Origin of the sequence: Butyrivibrio sp. WCD2001 (assembly GCF_000424485.1) — a bacterium.
Classification (GTDB): domain Bacteria; phylum Bacillota; class Clostridia; order Lachnospirales; family Lachnospiraceae; genus Butyrivibrio.
Map to the genome: position 1 here is coordinate 1 of NZ_KE384200.1, position 18,054 is coordinate 18,054.

The following is an 18,054-nucleotide window of genomic DNA, read 5'->3' on the forward strand; positions in this document are numbered from 1 at the left end:
CGCATGTAGGGCAGAATCTTGAATGACAACGAAAGGGAATAAATTTGAGAGTACCACAATCAGGGCAGCCGTACATGGCGCCGCCATAAGCAGGATCCCCGCAATTGATCATCTTATCGATGTTTTCTATTTCGGTCTTGCGGGGATGAAGAGTATATTGAATTTCTTCATAATGATCGCGGAACAGATCTTGTAGAGTATTTCGTTTCATAAAATCATTATGAATGAGTTGAGGCAAAAAACAACCCCACCCCTCATGATTGAGGGGCAGGGGAGTTGAGGTGCCGTAGGCACTTTTTTAGAGTACGATTGCATAACTTAGCTCTGTTTGCAGTGGATGAAAGTCTCACAAATTCATGAATAATTAATTGTTAAAATAATCGAAATGACGATATAATATATATGAATGCACGATTTTGTGCTTGGCGCGAGAGGATGCCCGGATGAAATCGTGTTCTACTTTTCTTGACTAGCACAAGGGTTGTTGCAAAAGTGGCAGAAATGATTAAATAATCATTGCAAAAGTGGCAAAAACAATTCGATAACGGTTGCAAAAGTGGCGAAATGTCTTACAATCAATATAGGAGGAATCTTATATGATTGCAAGAAAAGTAGAAAAATCGCTCTTAGATTGGATAGATAATTCTGATAAGGCGCTTTTGGTAAGCGGAGCAAGACAGGTTGGGAAGACATATACCATACGGAAGTGCCTTAATGAAAAAAGCGCGGATTATTTAGAAATAAATTTAATTGAGAATCCGGAGGTAATACCGCTTATAGAAAAGGCAATGAGCGTTGATGATTTTATTGTTAACGTCTCGGCTATTACAAATTATAAGTTTGTACCCGGCAAAACAATAATATTTATCGATGAAGTTCAGGAAGTTCCGGATATTGTCACCAGGATAAAGTTTTGGGTGGATGATGGCCGGTTTAAGTATGTGCTTAGCGGTTCACTTCTTGGAATCGAACTCAAAAATCTGAGATCAGCGCCGGTTGGATATATGACAGAAATAAAGATGTATCCGTTGGATTTTGAAGAATTCTTAGCTGCTTCCGGAGTAACAGAGGAAACACTTGCCTATTTAAAAAAGTGCTTTCGTCAAAAGAGTGAGGTCGGTGATGCAGTCAATTCCAAAATGATGGAGCATTTTAGAAGGTACCTCGTAGTTGGTGGTATGCCGGATGCAGTAAAGGAATATATAACTACCGGGAACATTTCAGTAGTTACTGAAATACAGAATAATATAATAGAACTGTATAAAAGGGATTTTACAAAATATGAAGAAAAGGAAAAGAAACTAAAGCTCATTTCTATATATGACCTGATGCCAACGGAATTATTACGGCAGAATAAAAGATTTAACTATGCTGATATAAAAAAAGGCTTGAAATTTGAACGAATAGAAAGCAGTTTTTTATGGCTGAAGGCGGCAGGGGTAGTGATAACAACATATAAAGCGACAGAGCCAAGAGTTTCTCTTAAACAGAATGAAAAGAGTTCCTTTGTAAAATTGTATTCTTCGGATGTTGGATTACTTACCGGTCAGTATGGCAGGGCTATGAAAGCAAGTATACTTGCTGATGATAATAAAGTTAATCTTGGCGGGGTATACGAAAATGCTGTTGCGCAGGAACTACATGCACATGGTATTGAAAGCTATTACTATAACAGCCATAGCATAGGAGAACTTGATTTTGTGATAGAGAATGATTTCCATGTTGTTCCGATAGAAGTGAAAAGCGGGAAAGACTATACTGTTCATTCAGCAATAAATAAAGTTACAGATAATAAGGAATATGAAGTACAAAAGGCGTTTGTTTTTGCTAATTGTGATATTTCTGTTGACGGTAAATTTATTTACATGCCGATTTATATGTGCGCGTTTGTAAATGATGATGTTGAATTACCAATTCTAGAGCGACTTTAAGTGCTGTTTATTAGGAAAACTGATGACAGATGGAAGACTTGGGAGAATAATGCAAGAGAATTATTATAAGATGTTAGGAGTATCCGAGCATGAAAAAACAAATTGGTGTATTAACAGCTACAAGAGCTGAATTTGGACTTCTTAAGCCTCTTATTTTGAGATTACTCGAAGAAGAATTCTGCGATACAAGAGTGCTTGTTACCGGTATGCACCTCTCCCCGGCATTTGGCAATACATATAAAGAGATAGAGGAAGCAGGTATTCCAATTGCAGAGAAAATAGAGTGTATTACGGAGGGCGATACTCCTAAGGATATTTCAAATAACATGGCAATGGCTATGACCGGGTTTGGGGACTATTTTGCCAATAACAGATTGGACTTGCTGATTGTGCTGGGAGACCGCTATGAGACTATGGCGGTATGTATGGCTGCGATGGTAGCAGAGATACCTATTGCACATATTCATGGCGGAGAGGCTACAGAGGGTCTGATTGATGAAGCTATACGTCATTCCATCACGAAGATGAGCCAGCTCCATTTTGCGAGTACAGATATTTATAGAAACAGAATAATACAGATGGGCGAACAGCCGGACAGGGTATTTAATGTCGGAGCATTAGCTGTTGAAAATACTAAGAATACTGAATTTATTTCAAGAGAAGATTTGGGAAAAGATCTTGGAATCGACTTATCCGGTGATTATGCGGTTGTAACATTTCATCCGGTTACATTGGAAGAAAACAGTGGGGTTGAGCAGTTTGATAAGCTGATGGAGGCTATGGATGCGTTCCCGGATATGAAATATATCATTACAAAGGCAAATGCAGACGCAGGTGGAAGATATATAAACAGCCGTATAGATGAATATGCGGAAAAAAGGGACAATGTTGTTGCTGTAACATCGCTTGGTGTCAAACGATATTTAAGTGCGGTGAAGGGGTGCTGTATTGTTCTTGGAAATTCATCAAGCGGTATAACTGAGGCTCCTTGCCTGCATGTTCCTACAGTAAATATTGGAGATAGGCAAAAAGGAAGGCTTATGCCGGATAGTGTTATATGCTGCGAGCCCGAAAGCGAAGCAATCATTGATGCTATGAAAAAAGCTGTTAGCGATGATTTTCGAGAGAAAGTCAAAGCGATGACAAATCCTTTTGGAGATGGAAATACATCTGAGAAAATTACAGAAATAATTCGTTCCATATTTGAAAAAGACGGAAACATAGGAATTGTAAAGAATTTTTATGATATAGAGGTGAACGGGTGAAGAGGACGATTTTTATAGGATGTGTAGAGAGCTCATATGTTATTTTGAGACATATGTTGGAGAATGGCTTGATGGTTTCGGGAGTTATAACGATGGAGAGTTCAGCTTCCAATGCGGATTTCCATTCTCTGGCTCCACTGGCTGAGCAATATGGAATTGACTGCTTTGTCACAAAGAATATCAACGATGAAGAGACGATGGAATTTGTCAGATCCAAGGATCCGGAAGTGATTTATTGTTTTGGATGGTCAAGACTGATTGGCAAAGAACTTTTGTCATTACCAAATTACGGAGTAATCGGTTTTCATCCGGCAGCGATACCGAGCAACCGAGGACGACATCCTCTTATATGGGCACTTGCGCTTGGTTTAGACAAAACAGCTTCTACATTTTTTGTGATGGATGAAGGCGCAGACACGGGAGAGATTATCAGCCAAAAGGAAATCATTATTGACTATGAGGATGATGCACAGTCGCTATATGACAAAGTCCTTCAAACTGCTAAAGATCAGGTGATAGAGTTTACAGATAAGATTAGCAATGATTTATTATCACGGATGCCGCAAGATCCGAAAGCCGGTAATACATGGCGAAAACGTGGACGCATGGACGGGCAAATTGACTGGCGAATGTCATGTGACGGGATTTACAATCTGGTAAGAGCTTTGACGCATCCGTATGTTGGTGCACATTTCATGTACGGTGAGACAGAGATTAAAGTATGGAAGTGCAAAGCCGAAAAATGCGAAACTTATAAAAATATAGAACCCGGAAAAGTGCTGAAGGTCAATTCAGAGACGGATTTTGAAATAAAAGCATATGACGGAATTGTTCATGTGTTGGATTGCGATAAAGTAAGTTTGAGTGAAGGAGAGTATCTTAGATGAATGTGTTGGTTGTTTCGCCGCATCCGGATGATGAGACACTGGGAGCCGGTGGTACTCTGTTAAAATTTAAAGAAAACGGTCATAAAATCTATTGGCTCAATGTCACCAATATGAAGACAGAATATGGATATAAGCAGGAGAGAATCGATGAACGAAATGCTGAGATTGAAGCTGTGAAGAAGGCATATTCTTTTGATGGATTCTGGGATTTTGGACTTGAGCCTGCCGGAGTTGATAAATATGAAACCGGACAGCTTATTTCAAGGTTTAAGACCGTTTTTGAAGAGGTAAAGCCGGAGTTGTTGCTAATACCATATCGCTTTGATGTTCATTCAGATCATCGTCTGATATTTGATATGGTTTATTCATGTACAAAATCGTTCCGTGCACCATATCTGAAGACTGTATTAAGCATGGAGATATTATCGGAAACGGACCAGGCACAGCAGGAAAGCGGGTTTGTTCCGAATGTTTTTATCAATATAGACGGTTATGTGGAACGTAAGATAGAAATTATGAATATTTACAAAAGTGAGGTTGATACGGAGCCGTTCCCCAGAAATGCTAACGCAATCAGGGGATTAGCCGCATACAGGGGTGCTACCGGTTATTATAATAATTGCGAAGCATTTTATCTTGTAAAGGGGAGAATAGATTAGTATAAAGTCTGCTGCATAAGTGGCATATGGGAGATGCGATGAGTAATTGGCAAATAATGCATGACAATAGAATTATTGCTGAGATAGCAGATAATGGTATCGCAAAAGTGCATAATTCTGCCTTTATGCCCTTAGATTTGTGGTTGGAAGAAGCAACCGATGTAGATACTCTTGTTAATAATCTTACAAATTTTTATTATTGGTGTGCATCAAGAGTTTTGACATTAGATCGTGAGTATGCAAAGGAAATACTAAGCAGTATAGGAGCACAGCAAGGAACAACTGATAAGGACAGGGCAAAGGTTGCGCTTTCTTATCATTGCTTATCCCTTAAAGATATTTATTGGGTGAAAACGGATGATGAAATAGTCTCCTTTGATGATATAAATATTTACGATAATCATTTGGATAATGCATTTGTCGACTTGTCTCTTAGGGGCAAGGCTATGACAGTAGATAATGCGCACCTCATAGCAGATGACATTTCGACAAGCGGAGTATGTCCTAAGGCTTGGGTTAGGAAAGAGGACGGATTTTGGTTATACAAAGATGGCGATATTCAAAATGTGGAGAATGAGATTCTGGCCAGCAAAATCTGCAGATGCTTTAAATGCAATCAGGTTTTGTATGAGAAAGAAAACTTTGATGGAGACCTTGTGTCTGTCAGTAAGATAATGACCAGCAAGAAATATAGTATTGCGACAAGAGCAGCATTTGATATTTACGCTGTTAATCATGATATGGATCCGATTGATGAGATCATAAAACTGGATGGATACGGATATTATATGATGAATATTCTTGATTATCTAGTGGGAAATACGGACAGGCACTGGGAAAACTGGGGATTGCTGATTGATAATGAGACCGGAAAGGTATTACGGCTTCATGATCTTATGGACTTCAATCAGGCATTCAAAGCATATGATAATGTTGACGGAGCTCTTTGTCAGACAACGCTTCCGAGAAGAATAACTCAAAGGCAGGCTGCGATAGAGGCGGTAAACAAAATCGGGATGAACCGGATAAGCGAGGTGGATCCTGAGTGGTTTGAGGGCAGAGATGATGATTATAGGATGTTTATGGAGCGTATGAAGATTTTACATGGCTATTCATAGAATCTCTTTTCAGCAGGGGCTCTAAATAAATTAAGACATAGACATCTTATCACCAAATATTCTTCATCACATCACCCTTTGAAAAAAGGTTTCCTTTCACATTTTTCTTCGCAGGAGTAAGCTGTCCGCGTTTTACCATATAGGACAGATTCTGTCTGGTGCATTCTAACATCTCGCAGCATTCGGTGGTGTCTGCGAGATTGTTTTTTGCAAACAGGAAGAAGTCCTGCGGTCTTAGTGGTATAAAAGTACCTGCTTCATACAATATGTAAGAAGGAATATCAATAGAGTCGTTAAACGTGATAAAGTAGCCATCTGTGCCAATTTTGCAGGAGGAAAAAAGCGCGTTGTTTTTTATGACAGCATCCACATCGGGAAGATAACTGAGAGTTCGCAGGTCGATTTTTCTAACGGTGTCATCTTCAAAAAAGCACAGCAAAAAGGTGCCGCCCAGAATCGTGCAGTTAGTAAGGTTCTTTCGCTGACGTTCTAATACATACTCTGGCAATTCATCAATCTTTTTTATATACAGACTGTCCTGAGAGCATCGGCCATGCGATAGTTCAAGGAATTTTATTTCATCATATTCCCTGAGGCCATGCGTGTTAAGGATATCGCTTATGTTTTGTCGGCTGTTCGGGATTATGCGCTCTTTAACCCATAAAAAACTTATGTCACGGGGAATTGTAAATGTGCCCCTTTTAACATAGTTTGTCACCAGGAGCGGCGCACTCCACTCGTCAAGGTATTCCTGGAGCTCTATTATGAAGGTTCTTTCTTTTTCATAATATAAAAGGACTCCGATAGATATATCATTTTCCTTATCAAAGATCTCATAGATTCTCATAGAATAAGTACCTCTCGTAGACCATATCCCAGATTTTATTTATGAAAATATCAGGCAATATGTCATCTAAACCGTCAAACAGAAAGCTCTTATCCGCCTCTCTGAGTTTATTTGGAAAGAGATTCTTTTGTTCTTTTATCATATACAGATTCTCCAGACATGAACGTGTGCCGATGTAATTGTTGCAGGGCTTATCTGCCATAATATCAAAGACAGAAGCATCTTCTGTTGTAAGGCATGAGCATAAAAGAGAAGAGCCGTGATCGAATAAGGGGGCTATTCTTAACGTGTGTTGCCTTGAGTTTCTCAGGACTTCAATGTTGGCCCCGTGCCGATCTCTGTTGAGGATTATATAGTCGAAGGCTATCATTCTGTCTATGTATTCCTTGAAGCCCATTCTTACACAAAAATCGTATTTGGATTCTCCGGGATCGGCACCTGTTCTGTAATAATCATCAAGTGCGATTTTGCTCTCGCCTCGTTTCTTAAAGTCTTCCGAAGCACATAGATAAGTGCTGTAAGTTTTGCCATCAACAGCTATGTCTGCGTTTATAAGAATGTAGCTAAGGTGTTCTATGCCAAGAATTGTCAGTAACCTGTCTGCAATAATTTCATTAATGCACTCGTGTCCGATTATGCCTTTTTCTGAATCAAACAGTGAGAGTTTATAATACTCCTTATTCCTTCCGAGTGTGGAAGAGGATTTCAGAAAAGTGCCTGCAGTTCTGCCGGAGTGCCTTATATGAGACCATTTCAGGTAGGTTAGGTCTTGCTTTTCTTTAATTATTGTGGGCATATAAGTACCTCATAAGTGAATGTGATTTTGACGTTAGTAAAATATAAATGATATCTATAGTGCAATTATAATGTATTATATGACGTAAGTAAAATAAAACATCAATTCGGCACACTACAAATCCGTAATTGACGATATTTGAAAAGGAATGATACAATATCCGTAAATAACGATATTGGCTCGGAGGGCATATATGACCATAGGACAAAAGATTTTTTATCTGCTTGAACAAAAAAACATGACACAGAAAGAGTTTTCAGATAGAACCGGCATAGCAACAACTACCATTAGTGATTGGCGGAAAAAGAATACAAATCCGGGATCGGATAAGATTATGGCAATATGTGCGGCTTTGGGCGTGACTCCTGAGTATCTGCTTTCTGGGGTTACAGAGGATAGTTGCAGAGGTCGGGAGATGGATTATATGGTGCTTCCAAGAGGGACAGAAGAACGTGAACTTATTGAGATGTTCAATGATATGGACTGGCTTGACAGAGCACATCTTATTGACTATGCACGCAAGTTGGAGGAGAAAAGGGCTGAGCAACGGCAACCGAATTTAGATGGAGGAGAATCAAAGGTAAGAATTGCGGATTTTGATGATGTAGAAGTATATATTGATTCGAGTTTTGAAGGACAACCGGTCCTGGATGTTTACTATATTGATGAAGATGTTCTTGGAACTATTGATATGTTGACCGGAACTATAAAGGGTGGATTTTCTAAGTATGTAAAACCTGTTATAGAGGCGTGGTATGAAGATTATAAGCATTTTCTTATAGCGATGTGGAACTCAAAAAAAATAATGAAATTGGATGCGTGGGATTGAGATGGCTTGTAGTGTTGTAACAAAGATTTTGGGATATGAGTTATGAGGGATAATATGGAAAAGCACGCAAAAGAGGATTATTATAATACACCAAAGTATGCTTTGATTGAACTTATAGACGGTGATTTTTATCAAAGGGTACATCCGGGAATAGCACATCAGGATCTTCTAGGTGAAATTATGTGTCAAATCATGGATAAATGTGATCAGTCAGCGGGAAAACTGCATATGATGCCAGGACCGGTTGCATTAGAACTTGGAAAGCGTACTATAGTTGAGCCGGATTTGATGATCTTTACTGATAGAAAGATAATTGCTGAGAGGTGCATTGTAAAGGTTCCGGATCTGATCATGGAAATAACTTCACCTGAAGATCTATATCATGATTATGTGACAAAACTAAAATTATACATGGATGCCAATGTAAAAGAATATTGGTTGATAAATCCGGAGAAAAGGACAGCGGTTATATACTGTTTTGAAGAAGATAATACGCATGTGGATGTGTTTGAGTTTGACACGACTATTTATTCTAGGATGTTTCCGGAGATATGCTTAGAAATAGCTGATTGGAATGTGGATTATTTAAATAAGTCTTGATGTAATTCAAATGTTTTAACCCCAATTAACCTATAGACACATGGGTTAATTGGGGTTAAAATTACTTTAGAGGTTAATGATCATGAATAGTTATAATGAAAGTTTTGAACTGAATAAGAGGATTAGTGAACTTCCAAGGGGCTATGTCACTCAGAAGAAGATTAACGACAAAATATACCATTATCATCAATGGAAGGATGATAATGGGAAGATGCATTATGACAGCGTGAGCGAGGAGAGTGCTGCAATTCTTCGGAAACAGATAGAGCTTAGAAAGGAACTTCAGAAGGATCTTAGGAGTCTTGGAAAAGCTGAAAATGGGCATAAGGAACGCTATCTGATGGAAGCTGGTGCAGCCTATGGAAAGACTATAGCTTCTAAAAGCATTGATTTTGAAGTAAATGCAATATATGGAGACTCGCTAAGAAATATGGCAGAGGCAGCTAAAGGACTGGAGAGAAGAGACTGCTATGGGATATTGGAAAAGTATATCTATGGAAGGCAGTCTGATAAAGTATGTCTGATATATGGACTTCGACGTACCGGGAAGACAACACTTTTAAGACAGCTCCTTCTAGGTATGAAGAGAGTTGATTTTGATAAATCTCTATATATTAAGGCAACGACTGCAGACACGATGGCTGAAATGAATAAGGCTATGAAGCTGGCGGTAAAGAGCGGATTTAAGTATCTGTTCATTGATGAAGTTACTTTGATCAGTGACTTTATTGATTCTGCATCACTTTTTTCAGATGTCTATGCTGCTCAGGGACTAAAGATAATAATGTCAGGGACGGATTCTTTGGGATTTTATTTTGCTTCAAATGAAGAGTTATATGATCGTGCCGTTATGGTACACACAACATATATTTCGTACAGGGAGCATGCAAGGCTTTTGGGAATAACCAGCATAGATGACTATATTCGATATGGCGGAACATTAAAAGCGGGGGAACTTCGATTTGGAGATGACGAGGATTTTGAGGAGGCATCATTCAGAGATGATGAGAGCACCAGACGTTATATCGATACAGCGATATGCAAAAATATTCAACATTCTCTGGCTTGTTATGAGGAAGGGACTCATTTTAGGAATCTGAAAAGGTTATATGATGCCCATGAACTCACGAATGTCATCAATAGAATTATTCAAGATATGAATCATGATTTTACCAAGGAAGTCATTCTGAAGGAGTTTGTTTCAAGGGATCTTAGGTCATCTGCACAGATGCTTAGAAGTGCAAGAGAACCTGAGAAAAGGACAGACGCGCTTGATGAGATAGACATATCCGGAGTTATGAAAAAACTAAAAGGGATACTTGAAATAAAGGAAAAGGGTGAACTTTCAGAGGAAATCTCTGCAGAGGTCCTTTCGGAAATTGAAGAGTATTTGAAAGCTTTGGATTTAATCGAATATATAAAAATTGAATCTAATGCTGGAGCAGGTGACCTTTGGCGTACAATTTTTACTCAACCGGGAATGAGGTACTGCCAGGCACAGGCGCTTGTGTATTTACTTATGAGGAATGAAGAATTTAAATCACTTAGCGAACGCGAAAAACTGCTTATTTCAAGTAAAATTCTTGAAGATGTACGTGGAATAATGCTTGAGGATATTGTTCTCTTAGAGACGCAGAAGGCTCTGGGGAAGAATAAGCGTGTATTTAAGCTGCAGTTCGATGTCGGCGAGATTGATATGGTCATTTATGATCAGGAAACCGACAGCTGTGAATTGTATGAAATAAAGCACAGCGGCGAACGAGCAGATAATCAGTGGAAGCATCTTATGGATGAGAAGAAACTGGATCACGTTAGGGCGATATATGGAATGATTGAAAAGAGATGTGTTCTATATTCCGGAAAAACAGAGATACTTTCAGATGGCATGGAATATAGGAACGTTGAGGAGTATTTATCTGAAATGTGACTCTAATTAAGAAAGGCCGGATGTTCACGTTGTACGAAATATCGAGTATAATATATCTTAGGAATATATTGATTTGTTAGCACAATTCTCTCGGAGGAACCCACATGGAAAGCATAGTTATGATAGGTGGCGGCGGGCATTGCAAGTCAGTGATTGATGCGGCGCTCAGGTCCAGGAAATTCGAGAAAATCTATATAACGGATGTGAATCTTAAGCCTGGGGATACGATTCTTGGCTGTGAGGTTGTGGGCGGTGATGATAAGCTGCCTGAGCTTTTGGCTGGTGGCGTTAAGAATGCATTTATAACTGTGGGATTTGTTAAGCCGAGCGGTCTTAGAAGTAAATTGTTTTTCATGGCGAAAGATTTGGGATTTAGTTTTCCTAACATCATTGATCCCTCCGCTGTTGTGGCTGCGGATGCCAAGCTTGGAAGCGGGATATTTGTTGGGAAAACTGCAGTTATAAACGCAGGAGCTTCTGTTGGGGATAACGCCATAATCAACACGGGAGCTATAGTGGAGCATGATTGCAAAATAGGTGATTTTGCTCATGTGGCGGTCGGAACCAAGGTGTGCGGCGAGAGTAAGGTTGGTGCCAATTCACTGATTGGTGCGGGAGCAACTATTCTGCAATGTGTGGAAGTTGGGAATGATGCGATTATCGGCGCCGGATCAGTAGTTATAAAAAATATCGGAGCATCCTGCACGGCTGTTGGAGCTCCGGCCAGAATACTTAGAAGATGGAACTAATCTGTAATTGTATCTTATGAGGGATGAGCATTGGCAGATAAAGTATTAATCATCGCTGAAGCGGGCGTGAATCATAACGGTTCGCTGGAACTTGCAAAAAAGCTTGTGAATACTGCTAAAGAATGCGGCGCAGATATTGTAAAATTCCAGACTGCGAAGCTTTCAAGCCTGGTATCCAAAAGTGCGCCCATGGCAGAATATCAAAAGAATAACATCGGTAAGGAAGAATCACAGAAGGATATGCTCTCAAAACTCCTTCTTCCTTTTGATGATTTTATTACACTTGCAAACTACTGCAAGGAAGTGGGAATACAGTTTCTGTCTACACCTTTTGATATAGAAAGTATAAGGTTTCTTGATCCGCTCCTTGATATATGGAAGATTCCATCCGGAGAGATAACCAATTATCCATACCTTGTAGAGATAGCTAAGACTAACAAGGATATGATTCTCTCGACCGGGATGTGCACCATGGATGAGGTTGCAGATGCGGTGAAGGTTCTTAAAGAAAATGGGACAGGTAAACTGACCATACTTCACTGTACAACAAATTACCCAACACCGATGGGGAATGTGAATCTAAAAGCGATGCTTGCCCTTAAGGAGAAGTTTGGGTGTGATGTAGGATATTCGGATCATACACAGGGGATAGAGGTTCCGATAGCAGCAGCAGCACTTGGAGCAACTGTTCTTGAGAAGCATTTTACACTGGACAGAAATATGGAAGGCCCGGATCATAAGGCGTCGCTTGAGCCTGATGAACTGAGACAGATGGTACTTTCGGTGAGAAATATTGAAAAGGCTTTGGGTGATGGAACCAAGCAGCCTACCGAAGCTGAACTTAAGAACCGGCTTGTGGTAAGAAAGAGCATAATTGCGGCAAAAGAAATAAAGGCCGGTGAAATTTTCACAGAAGAAAATCTCACTACTAAGAGGCCCGGTACCGGCATTTCACCCATGAGGTGGAATGAGATCATTGGACAGACAGCTAAGCGCGATTTTGCAGAGGATGAATTGATAGAGCTTTGAATAGTATGAGGCACACAATATGAAGAATCTTGCAATAATCCCCGCGAGGAGTGGCTCGAAGGGGCTTGTGGATAAGAATATAAAGCCGATGAACGGAAAGCCTCTTATGGGCTATACGATTGATGCGGCATTAAGTAGCGGAGTGTTTGATGCGGTTATGGTGTCGACGGACTCTGAGAAATATGCAGAGATTGCAAGAGGGCTTGGCGCAGAGGTTCCGTTTTTAAGAAGTGAAAGGACGGCTTCGGATTCGGCCAGTTCCTGGGATGCGGTTACGGAAGTGATTGAGAAGTACGCGGAGATGGGTAAAAGCTTCGATACATTCTGTCTCCTTCAGCCGACATCTCCCCTTAGGACTGCTGAAGATATACGAGGAGCCTATGATCTTTTCATTGAAAAGAAGGCGAAGTTTGTTGTCTCCGTGTGTGAGACGGAGCATCCACTTTCCTGGTGCGGGACACTGCCTGAGAGTTTGAGTATGGACGGCTTTATAGAGAGAGCCGGAGCTAATCAGAGGCAGAAGATGCAAAAGTCATATCGCTTAAATGGTTCGATTTATATTGCGGATATAGTAGCTTTTGCCAAGGACAATTTTTTCTACAGAGACGGAAGCTATGCTTATGTGATGTCTACACGTTCCAGTGTTGATATAGATAATGAAGAAGATTTTTTATATGCGGAATTGCTGATGAATAGAGGTTTATAAGCAAGCTGACAACAGCCATGAGGGGGTACGTATGTCGGAAGAAAATAACAACACTCTTGAAAAGTTCATCTCAACAAAGGATATAACCATACTTCAGGCTATGCAGAAAATTGATGTTAATACCAGAAGTATTCTGTACATAGTGGAAGATGACGGTGTTCTTGTGGCGAGTATCTCTGACGGCGATATCAGAAGATGGATACTGAAGTCGGGAGATGTTAATGACAATGTCATGATGGCAGCGTTTAAAACGCCGAGATTTCTGTATGAAAATGAGGCGGACAAGTGCAACTTCCTGATGAACAGCGCACATATTACGTCTATTCCGATCCTTGATAAGGAAAATAAAATTGTTAATATTATTTTCCGGGATAAGAGTAAGGCTGATTACATTGAGGCGGCAGATCTTGCGCTCTCCGACACACCGATAATTATCATGGCGGGTGGTAAAGGCACAAGGCTTTATCCCTACACCAAGATTTTACCCAAGCCGCTGATCCCTGTGGGCGATATTCCTATTCTTGAGAGAATCATGAACAGGTTCCACGAATATGGGGCGAGAAAGTTCTATCTGACGGTGAATTATAAAAAGGAGATGATAAAGTCCTATTTCGCAGAGCAGAAGGTTCCTTATGAAATTGTGTATGTTGAAGAGGATAAGCCTCTTGGCACCGCCGGCAGCATCAGACTTATTCAGGAAAAATTCGAAAGACCTGTGATTGTGACGAACTGCGATATACTTATCGATGCCGATTATGACAGTATAATAAGGCACCACATTGCATCCGAGAATGGAATAACGATTGTCTCTTCACTTAAAAACTTTCCTATTCCATATGGGGTTCTGGATGCTGAGAAGGAAGGTCTCGTGACGGCTATCAGGGAGAAGCCGCATCTTTCCTATTTTGTTAATACGGGTATGTATGTCGTGAATCCTGCATGCTTTAATATGATACCTCCGGGTGTTATGTACCACATGACGGATCTGGCCGATGACCTTATGAAAAGCGGCGGCAGAGTGGGCATGTATCCTATAAGCGAGATGTCTTTCCTTGATATGGGAGAATTCCAGGAGATGAAGCGAATGGAAGACAGAATAAGTGAGGTTTTGTGATGACCAATCATATTCTGAGTTTTGTGTGGTAATATTTTCGCAATAATTTGTGATTTTATGATACAATAGAACATATTTTAATGGGTATGGAGAGAAGCGAAAAAAGTTATGAAAAAAACAAAGTTATACATCAAAACATTAGGTGCGTTTGGTATTGAGTGTAATGGTAAGGAGATTACTCTCGGCAGAAACCGCGCATCTAAGTATATTCAGCTTGTGGCAAGAGTTTTTTCTGCCGGAAGCGAAGGGGTTAAGAAGGAAGATCTTCAGGATGATATCTACTCGGAAGATCTTAATGTGAAGAGTAACCTCAACAACAGTATGAACAACCTGATTTATCAGTTCAGGAAGGTTGCTGAGAAGGCCGGAATTCCGGGCGGTAATGTGTTTATATTCTCAGACGGTCTTTATAAGGCTGATCCAAGCGTTGAGGCTACAGCTGATAACGTTGAGTTTACAGCTTTTATAAACAATGCCAGAAATTCCGAAAAGGATGAGGATAAAGCAAAGAGCTACCAGAAGGCCTTCGATATTTATAAGGGCAATTTCCTGCCTGAGCTTAACGAGCTTTACTGGATATCCAAAAAGAGTGAGGATTTAAGGACTCTCTATGAGGAGTGCGTAGATTTCCTTGCGGGCTATTACAGAGCTACCGGGAACTACGAAGCTATGGCTAAGATTTTTCATAATGCGTCAGCAATCGATCCCGACTGTGAGTGGCAGGTTGGAGAGATCGATGCCTACAGGCTTATGAAGGATTATAAGAGGGCATATTCTCTCTATGAGGAGATGATCAGATATTATGCTGAGGAGCTTGGAATAGCGCCTACAGATAACATGCAGCGCTGCTATCAGGAGCTTCAGGATGCCGCTTTCTCCGAAGATCATGCAACTAGCCAGGATTCCAGTGAGAATGGGCTTAAGAGCGGTCTTGTGCTTGAGGAAGAGGGTGGCCCTTACGAGTGCCTGTATCCTGAGATGAGAGCTTCTTATCAGATTCTCAGCAGGAATATGGAGAGACACGGTCTTACTGTTTTCCTTCTTCTTCTCACAATCGCCGATTACGAGGGCAAGGAGATCAGACAGGAGGAAAAGGCTGAGAGACGTATGGAGTCCCTCAGAGTGGCTATAAACGAGACCTTAAGACACGGTGATGCTTTCTGCAGATATTCCAGAACGCAGTATCTCGTACTTCTTACAGGAACCGGCGTTGAGGAGTGCATGTTGGTACACAGACGTCTTCAGGACAGACTTAAGGTCCTGGCAGGACCCAGAGCTACACTCAACTATCGCATCATTTCTTATGCAGATATGGCTGCAGAGAATGACGAAGAGTAATTTGGAAAGTTTTTTTCAGATTTTTTAGAATTATGTGATGTTTTATCCATAACATTATAAAAGCTTTATATTTAGTTCATAATTAAATAAATGATAGTGATATAATTGTAATGGAGGGGGCATATTAGTTATTTGGAGGAATGCCCATGGCTATTGGAAATCTTGACTTGACTCAGCTCGACAGGACGCTGATGACCAATGAGCAGAAGTCACTGTTAAACGTTAGCAATGTATCACAGAAGGAAATCGAGCAGCTGCTTATCATGAGAGGGCAGGTGCAGGAATTCCAGATGATGATGATGAAGTATGATTGCGCATTATCCGAAGTCAGAACCAAGTTAGAGATACTTAATAAGGAACTATCACTTAAAAATAATCGCAATCCATTTGAGAATATAAAGAGCAGGATCAAAACTCCCGTTAGCATCTACGAAAAGTTAAATCGCAAGGGAATCCCGTTTTCGATTGAAAATATCGAGAGTAATATTTCGGATATCGCCGGATGCCGCGCTATCTGTTCTTTTGTTGATGATATTTATATGGTCGCTGATTGTCTGAAAAAGCAGGACGATGTTCATGTACTTGTAGAGAAGGATTATATCGCGACTCCGAAAGACAGTGGCTACCGTAGTCTTCATATTATAATAGAGACTCCGATTTTCCTTACTGAAAACAAAGAGTTCATGAAGGTTGAAGTGCAGTTCAGAACCATTGCGATGGATTTCTGGGCGAGTCTTGAACATAAGATGAAGTATAAGAAGGATATCGAGAATGCTGAGCTTATCTCTGAGGATCTGAAGTTCAGTGCAGATCTGATCAATCAGCTTGACAGAAGAATGCAGCAGATACGTGAGCGAATTGATGCCGGTGACGGTAAGCCCTATGGTATGACTCCTACCGAAGAGGAGGAGAGAGCTGACTGCGAGACCATGGAGATCATAAGACGTGAGATTCAGGCTGAGCAGAATGCAGCACGCAAGCGCGGCAAGAAGAAAGCAGAATGATGTATGTATAAAATTGTTCTTTATATATAAGGAAGAAAAATGCCATCCCGTTATGAAGGTTAACGGGATGGCATTTTTTCTTTGTGATTATTATTTTGAAAAATTGCCAGATTATATTATTTTGCAGTCCATCTGCCGCTGGCGCCGCAGGGGAGAACCAGTCCGTTTGAAGAAACAGGAAGTCCGACTTCGTCTGCTTCTACAGTTCCTTCGTGGATAGGATCAATTGCTGTATGTATCATATAGGAAAGAACTGCTGGCTGAAGTCCTGTGGTATATGAGTTAATAAGGAAGAAAAGAGGCTTATCAGAAAGCAACTGAACACTTCGAAGTATAAGATCATATACACAGTCCTCAATTTTCCATATCTCGCCCTTGGGGCCTCTTCCATAGGAAGGCGGATCCATTATAATTCCGTCATAGTGATTGCCGCGTCTTATCTCTCTGTCGACGAATTTACCGCAATCATCAACGAGCCATCTGATAGGAGCATCTGCAAGACCTGAAGCAGCAGCATTCTCTTTTGCCCACTGGACCATGCCCTTGGCGGCATCGACGTGGGTTACGGCAGCGCCCGCCTTGGCAGCGGATACTGTAGCACCGCCGGTATAGGCGAAGAGGTTAAGAACCTTAATATCGCGGTCCGCATTTTTTATAAGGTCTGAAAACCAATCCCAATTGGCAGCCTGCTCCGGAAAAAGTCCTGTGTGTTTAAAGCTGAAGGGCTTTAAATGAAAAGTAAGTTCCTTATAATTAATAGTCCATTCTTCAGGGAGTGAACGGAAATCCCATTCACCGCCGCCTTTATTGCTTCGCTGATAACGGGCGTTCCACTTTTTCCAGCCCATGTGCTTTTTCTTGGTGTTCCAGATTACCTGCGGATCCGGACGGACCAGCATATAATCACCCCAGCGCTCAAGTTTCTCACCGCCGGAGGTATCAATAACTTCGTAATCTTTCCAATTATCTGCAATCCACATAGAAGTACTCCTTGCTATTGTTTATCATTACACTTATATTATAGAAGAAACAAGTAAAGATTTTATCCCAAAATGCATAAAAAACTAGGCTATGCATAAAATAGATTAAAAAACATCAAGCCAAAGCAGCTAAAATTGCCTATTATTATTAAAAAGTGATTAATTTTGAAAATAACGCTTGCATGAAATGAAAAAATGGGATATAGTTATCCATGCTGTGACATGATAGCTGTGAAGCGTGAGGTTGCTGTCTTATCCAGTGAGACAGGTTTTCC

The 18,054-nt window shown here is 40.5% G+C and carries 18 protein-coding genes; 14 read left to right on the top strand and 4 right to left on the bottom strand.

Annotated elements, in window-relative coordinates; all coding sequences use genetic code 11:
• A partial coding sequence (locus tag G630_RS24465) for a transposase zinc-binding domain-containing protein (protein ID WP_081668085.1) occupies nt 1-211 on the bottom strand: 211 nt, incomplete at its 3' end.
• 385 nt (nt 212-596) lie between these two features.
• Here G630_RS24465 and G630_RS0117835 point away from each other — a divergent pair.
• The 5 genes from G630_RS0117835 to G630_RS0117855 all read left to right on the top strand — a co-directional run bounded on the left by G630_RS0117835 (nt 597) and on the right by G630_RS0117855 (nt 5,860).
• Complete coding sequence (locus G630_RS0117835) at nt 597-1,931, top strand: ATP-binding protein (RefSeq protein WP_026499375.1); 1,335 nt, start codon at nt 597-599, stop codon at nt 1,929-1,931.
• Between the two features lie 89 nt (nt 1,932-2,020).
• On the top strand, nt 2,021-3,196 hold the full coding sequence (gene neuC, locus G630_RS0117840) for a UDP-N-acetylglucosamine 2-epimerase (RefSeq protein WP_026499376.1): 1,176 nt from the start codon (nt 2,021-2,023) through the stop codon (nt 3,194-3,196).
• Nucleotides 3,193-4,083 carry a formyltransferase family protein gene (locus G630_RS0117845; protein ID WP_026499377.1) on the top strand — a complete coding sequence of 297 codons (891 nt, stop codon included), beginning with the start codon at nt 3,193-3,195 and terminating at the stop codon, nt 4,081-4,083. The genes neuC and G630_RS0117845 overlap by 4 nt, the downstream gene beginning before the upstream one ends.
• Nucleotides 4,080-4,742, top strand: coding sequence for a PIG-L deacetylase family protein (locus G630_RS0117850; RefSeq protein WP_026499378.1), 663 nt, complete (start codon nt 4,080-4,082; stop codon nt 4,740-4,742). The genes G630_RS0117845 and G630_RS0117850 overlap by 4 nt, the downstream gene beginning before the upstream one ends.
• Before the next feature lie 38 nt (nt 4,743-4,780).
• Entirely contained in the window at nt 4,781-5,860 is a 1,080-nt protein-coding gene (locus G630_RS0117855; protein WP_026499379.1) for a hypothetical protein, read from the top strand.
• Between the two features lie 49 nt (nt 5,861-5,909).
• Here the strand turns inward: G630_RS0117855 and G630_RS25220 are convergent, their stop codons facing one another.
• A complete protein-coding gene (locus tag G630_RS25220; protein ID WP_049946294.1) occupies nt 5,910-6,707 on the bottom strand; it encodes a hypothetical protein in 798 nt (265 codons plus the stop codon).
• On the bottom strand, nt 6,694-7,503 hold the full coding sequence (locus G630_RS0117865) for a hypothetical protein (RefSeq protein ID WP_026499380.1): 810 nt from the start codon (nt 7,501-7,503) through the stop codon (nt 6,694-6,696). Before G630_RS0117865 ends, G630_RS25220 begins: the two co-directional genes overlap by 14 nt.
• A gap of 193 nt (nt 7,504-7,696) precedes the next feature.
• Here G630_RS0117865 and G630_RS23950 point away from each other — a divergent pair, with 193 nt between their 5' ends.
• From G630_RS23950 to G630_RS22720, 9 genes are all read left to right on the top strand, one after another.
• Complete coding sequence (locus G630_RS23950; RefSeq protein ID WP_049946295.1) at nt 7,697-8,332, top strand: helix-turn-helix domain-containing protein; 636 nt, start codon at nt 7,697-7,699, stop codon at nt 8,330-8,332.
• Nucleotides 8,333-8,386: 54 nt separating this feature from the next.
• On the top strand, nt 8,387-8,932 hold the full coding sequence (locus tag G630_RS22715) for a Uma2 family endonuclease (protein WP_049946296.1): 546 nt from the start codon (nt 8,387-8,389) through the stop codon (nt 8,930-8,932).
• Nucleotides 8,933-9,014: 82 nt separating this feature from the next.
• Complete coding sequence (locus G630_RS0117880; protein ID WP_026499381.1) at nt 9,015-10,859, top strand: AAA family ATPase; 1,845 nt, start codon at nt 9,015-9,017, stop codon at nt 10,857-10,859.
• A gap of 104 nt (nt 10,860-10,963) precedes the next feature.
• Complete coding sequence (locus G630_RS0117885) at nt 10,964-11,608, top strand: acetyltransferase (protein WP_026499382.1); 645 nt, start codon at nt 10,964-10,966, stop codon at nt 11,606-11,608.
• Between the two features lie 30 nt (nt 11,609-11,638).
• A complete protein-coding gene (gene neuB / locus G630_RS0117890; RefSeq protein ID WP_026499383.1) occupies nt 11,639-12,637 on the top strand; it encodes an N-acetylneuraminate synthase in 999 nt (332 codons plus the stop codon).
• A 19-nt stretch (nt 12,638-12,656) separates the two neighbouring features.
• Nucleotides 12,657-13,343: an acylneuraminate cytidylyltransferase family protein gene (locus G630_RS0117895; RefSeq protein WP_026499384.1), complete on the top strand. Its 687-nt coding sequence runs from the start codon at nt 12,657-12,659 to the stop codon at nt 13,341-13,343.
• A gap of 31 nt (nt 13,344-13,374) precedes the next feature.
• Entirely contained in the window at nt 13,375-14,457 is a 1,083-nt protein-coding gene (locus tag G630_RS0117900) for a nucleotidyltransferase family protein (RefSeq protein ID WP_044959880.1), read from the top strand.
• A gap of 108 nt (nt 14,458-14,565) precedes the next feature.
• Nucleotides 14,566-15,795: a bacterial transcriptional activator domain-containing protein gene (locus G630_RS0117905; protein WP_026499386.1), complete on the top strand. Its 1,230-nt coding sequence runs from the start codon at nt 14,566-14,568 to the stop codon at nt 15,793-15,795.
• Nucleotides 15,796-15,941: 146 nt separating this feature from the next.
• Nucleotides 15,942-16,799, top strand: a complete 858-nt coding sequence (locus tag G630_RS22720; protein WP_081668048.1) for a GTP pyrophosphokinase — start codon at nt 15,942-15,944, stop codon at nt 16,797-16,799.
• A 116-nt stretch (nt 16,800-16,915) separates the two neighbouring features.
• On the opposite strand, the gene G630_RS0117915 is transcribed toward G630_RS22720, so the two are convergent.
• A complete protein-coding gene (locus tag G630_RS0117915) occupies nt 16,916-17,779 on the bottom strand; it encodes a class I SAM-dependent methyltransferase (RefSeq protein WP_022761341.1) in 864 nt (287 codons plus the stop codon).
• Nucleotides 17,780-18,054: the final 275 nt, after the last annotated feature.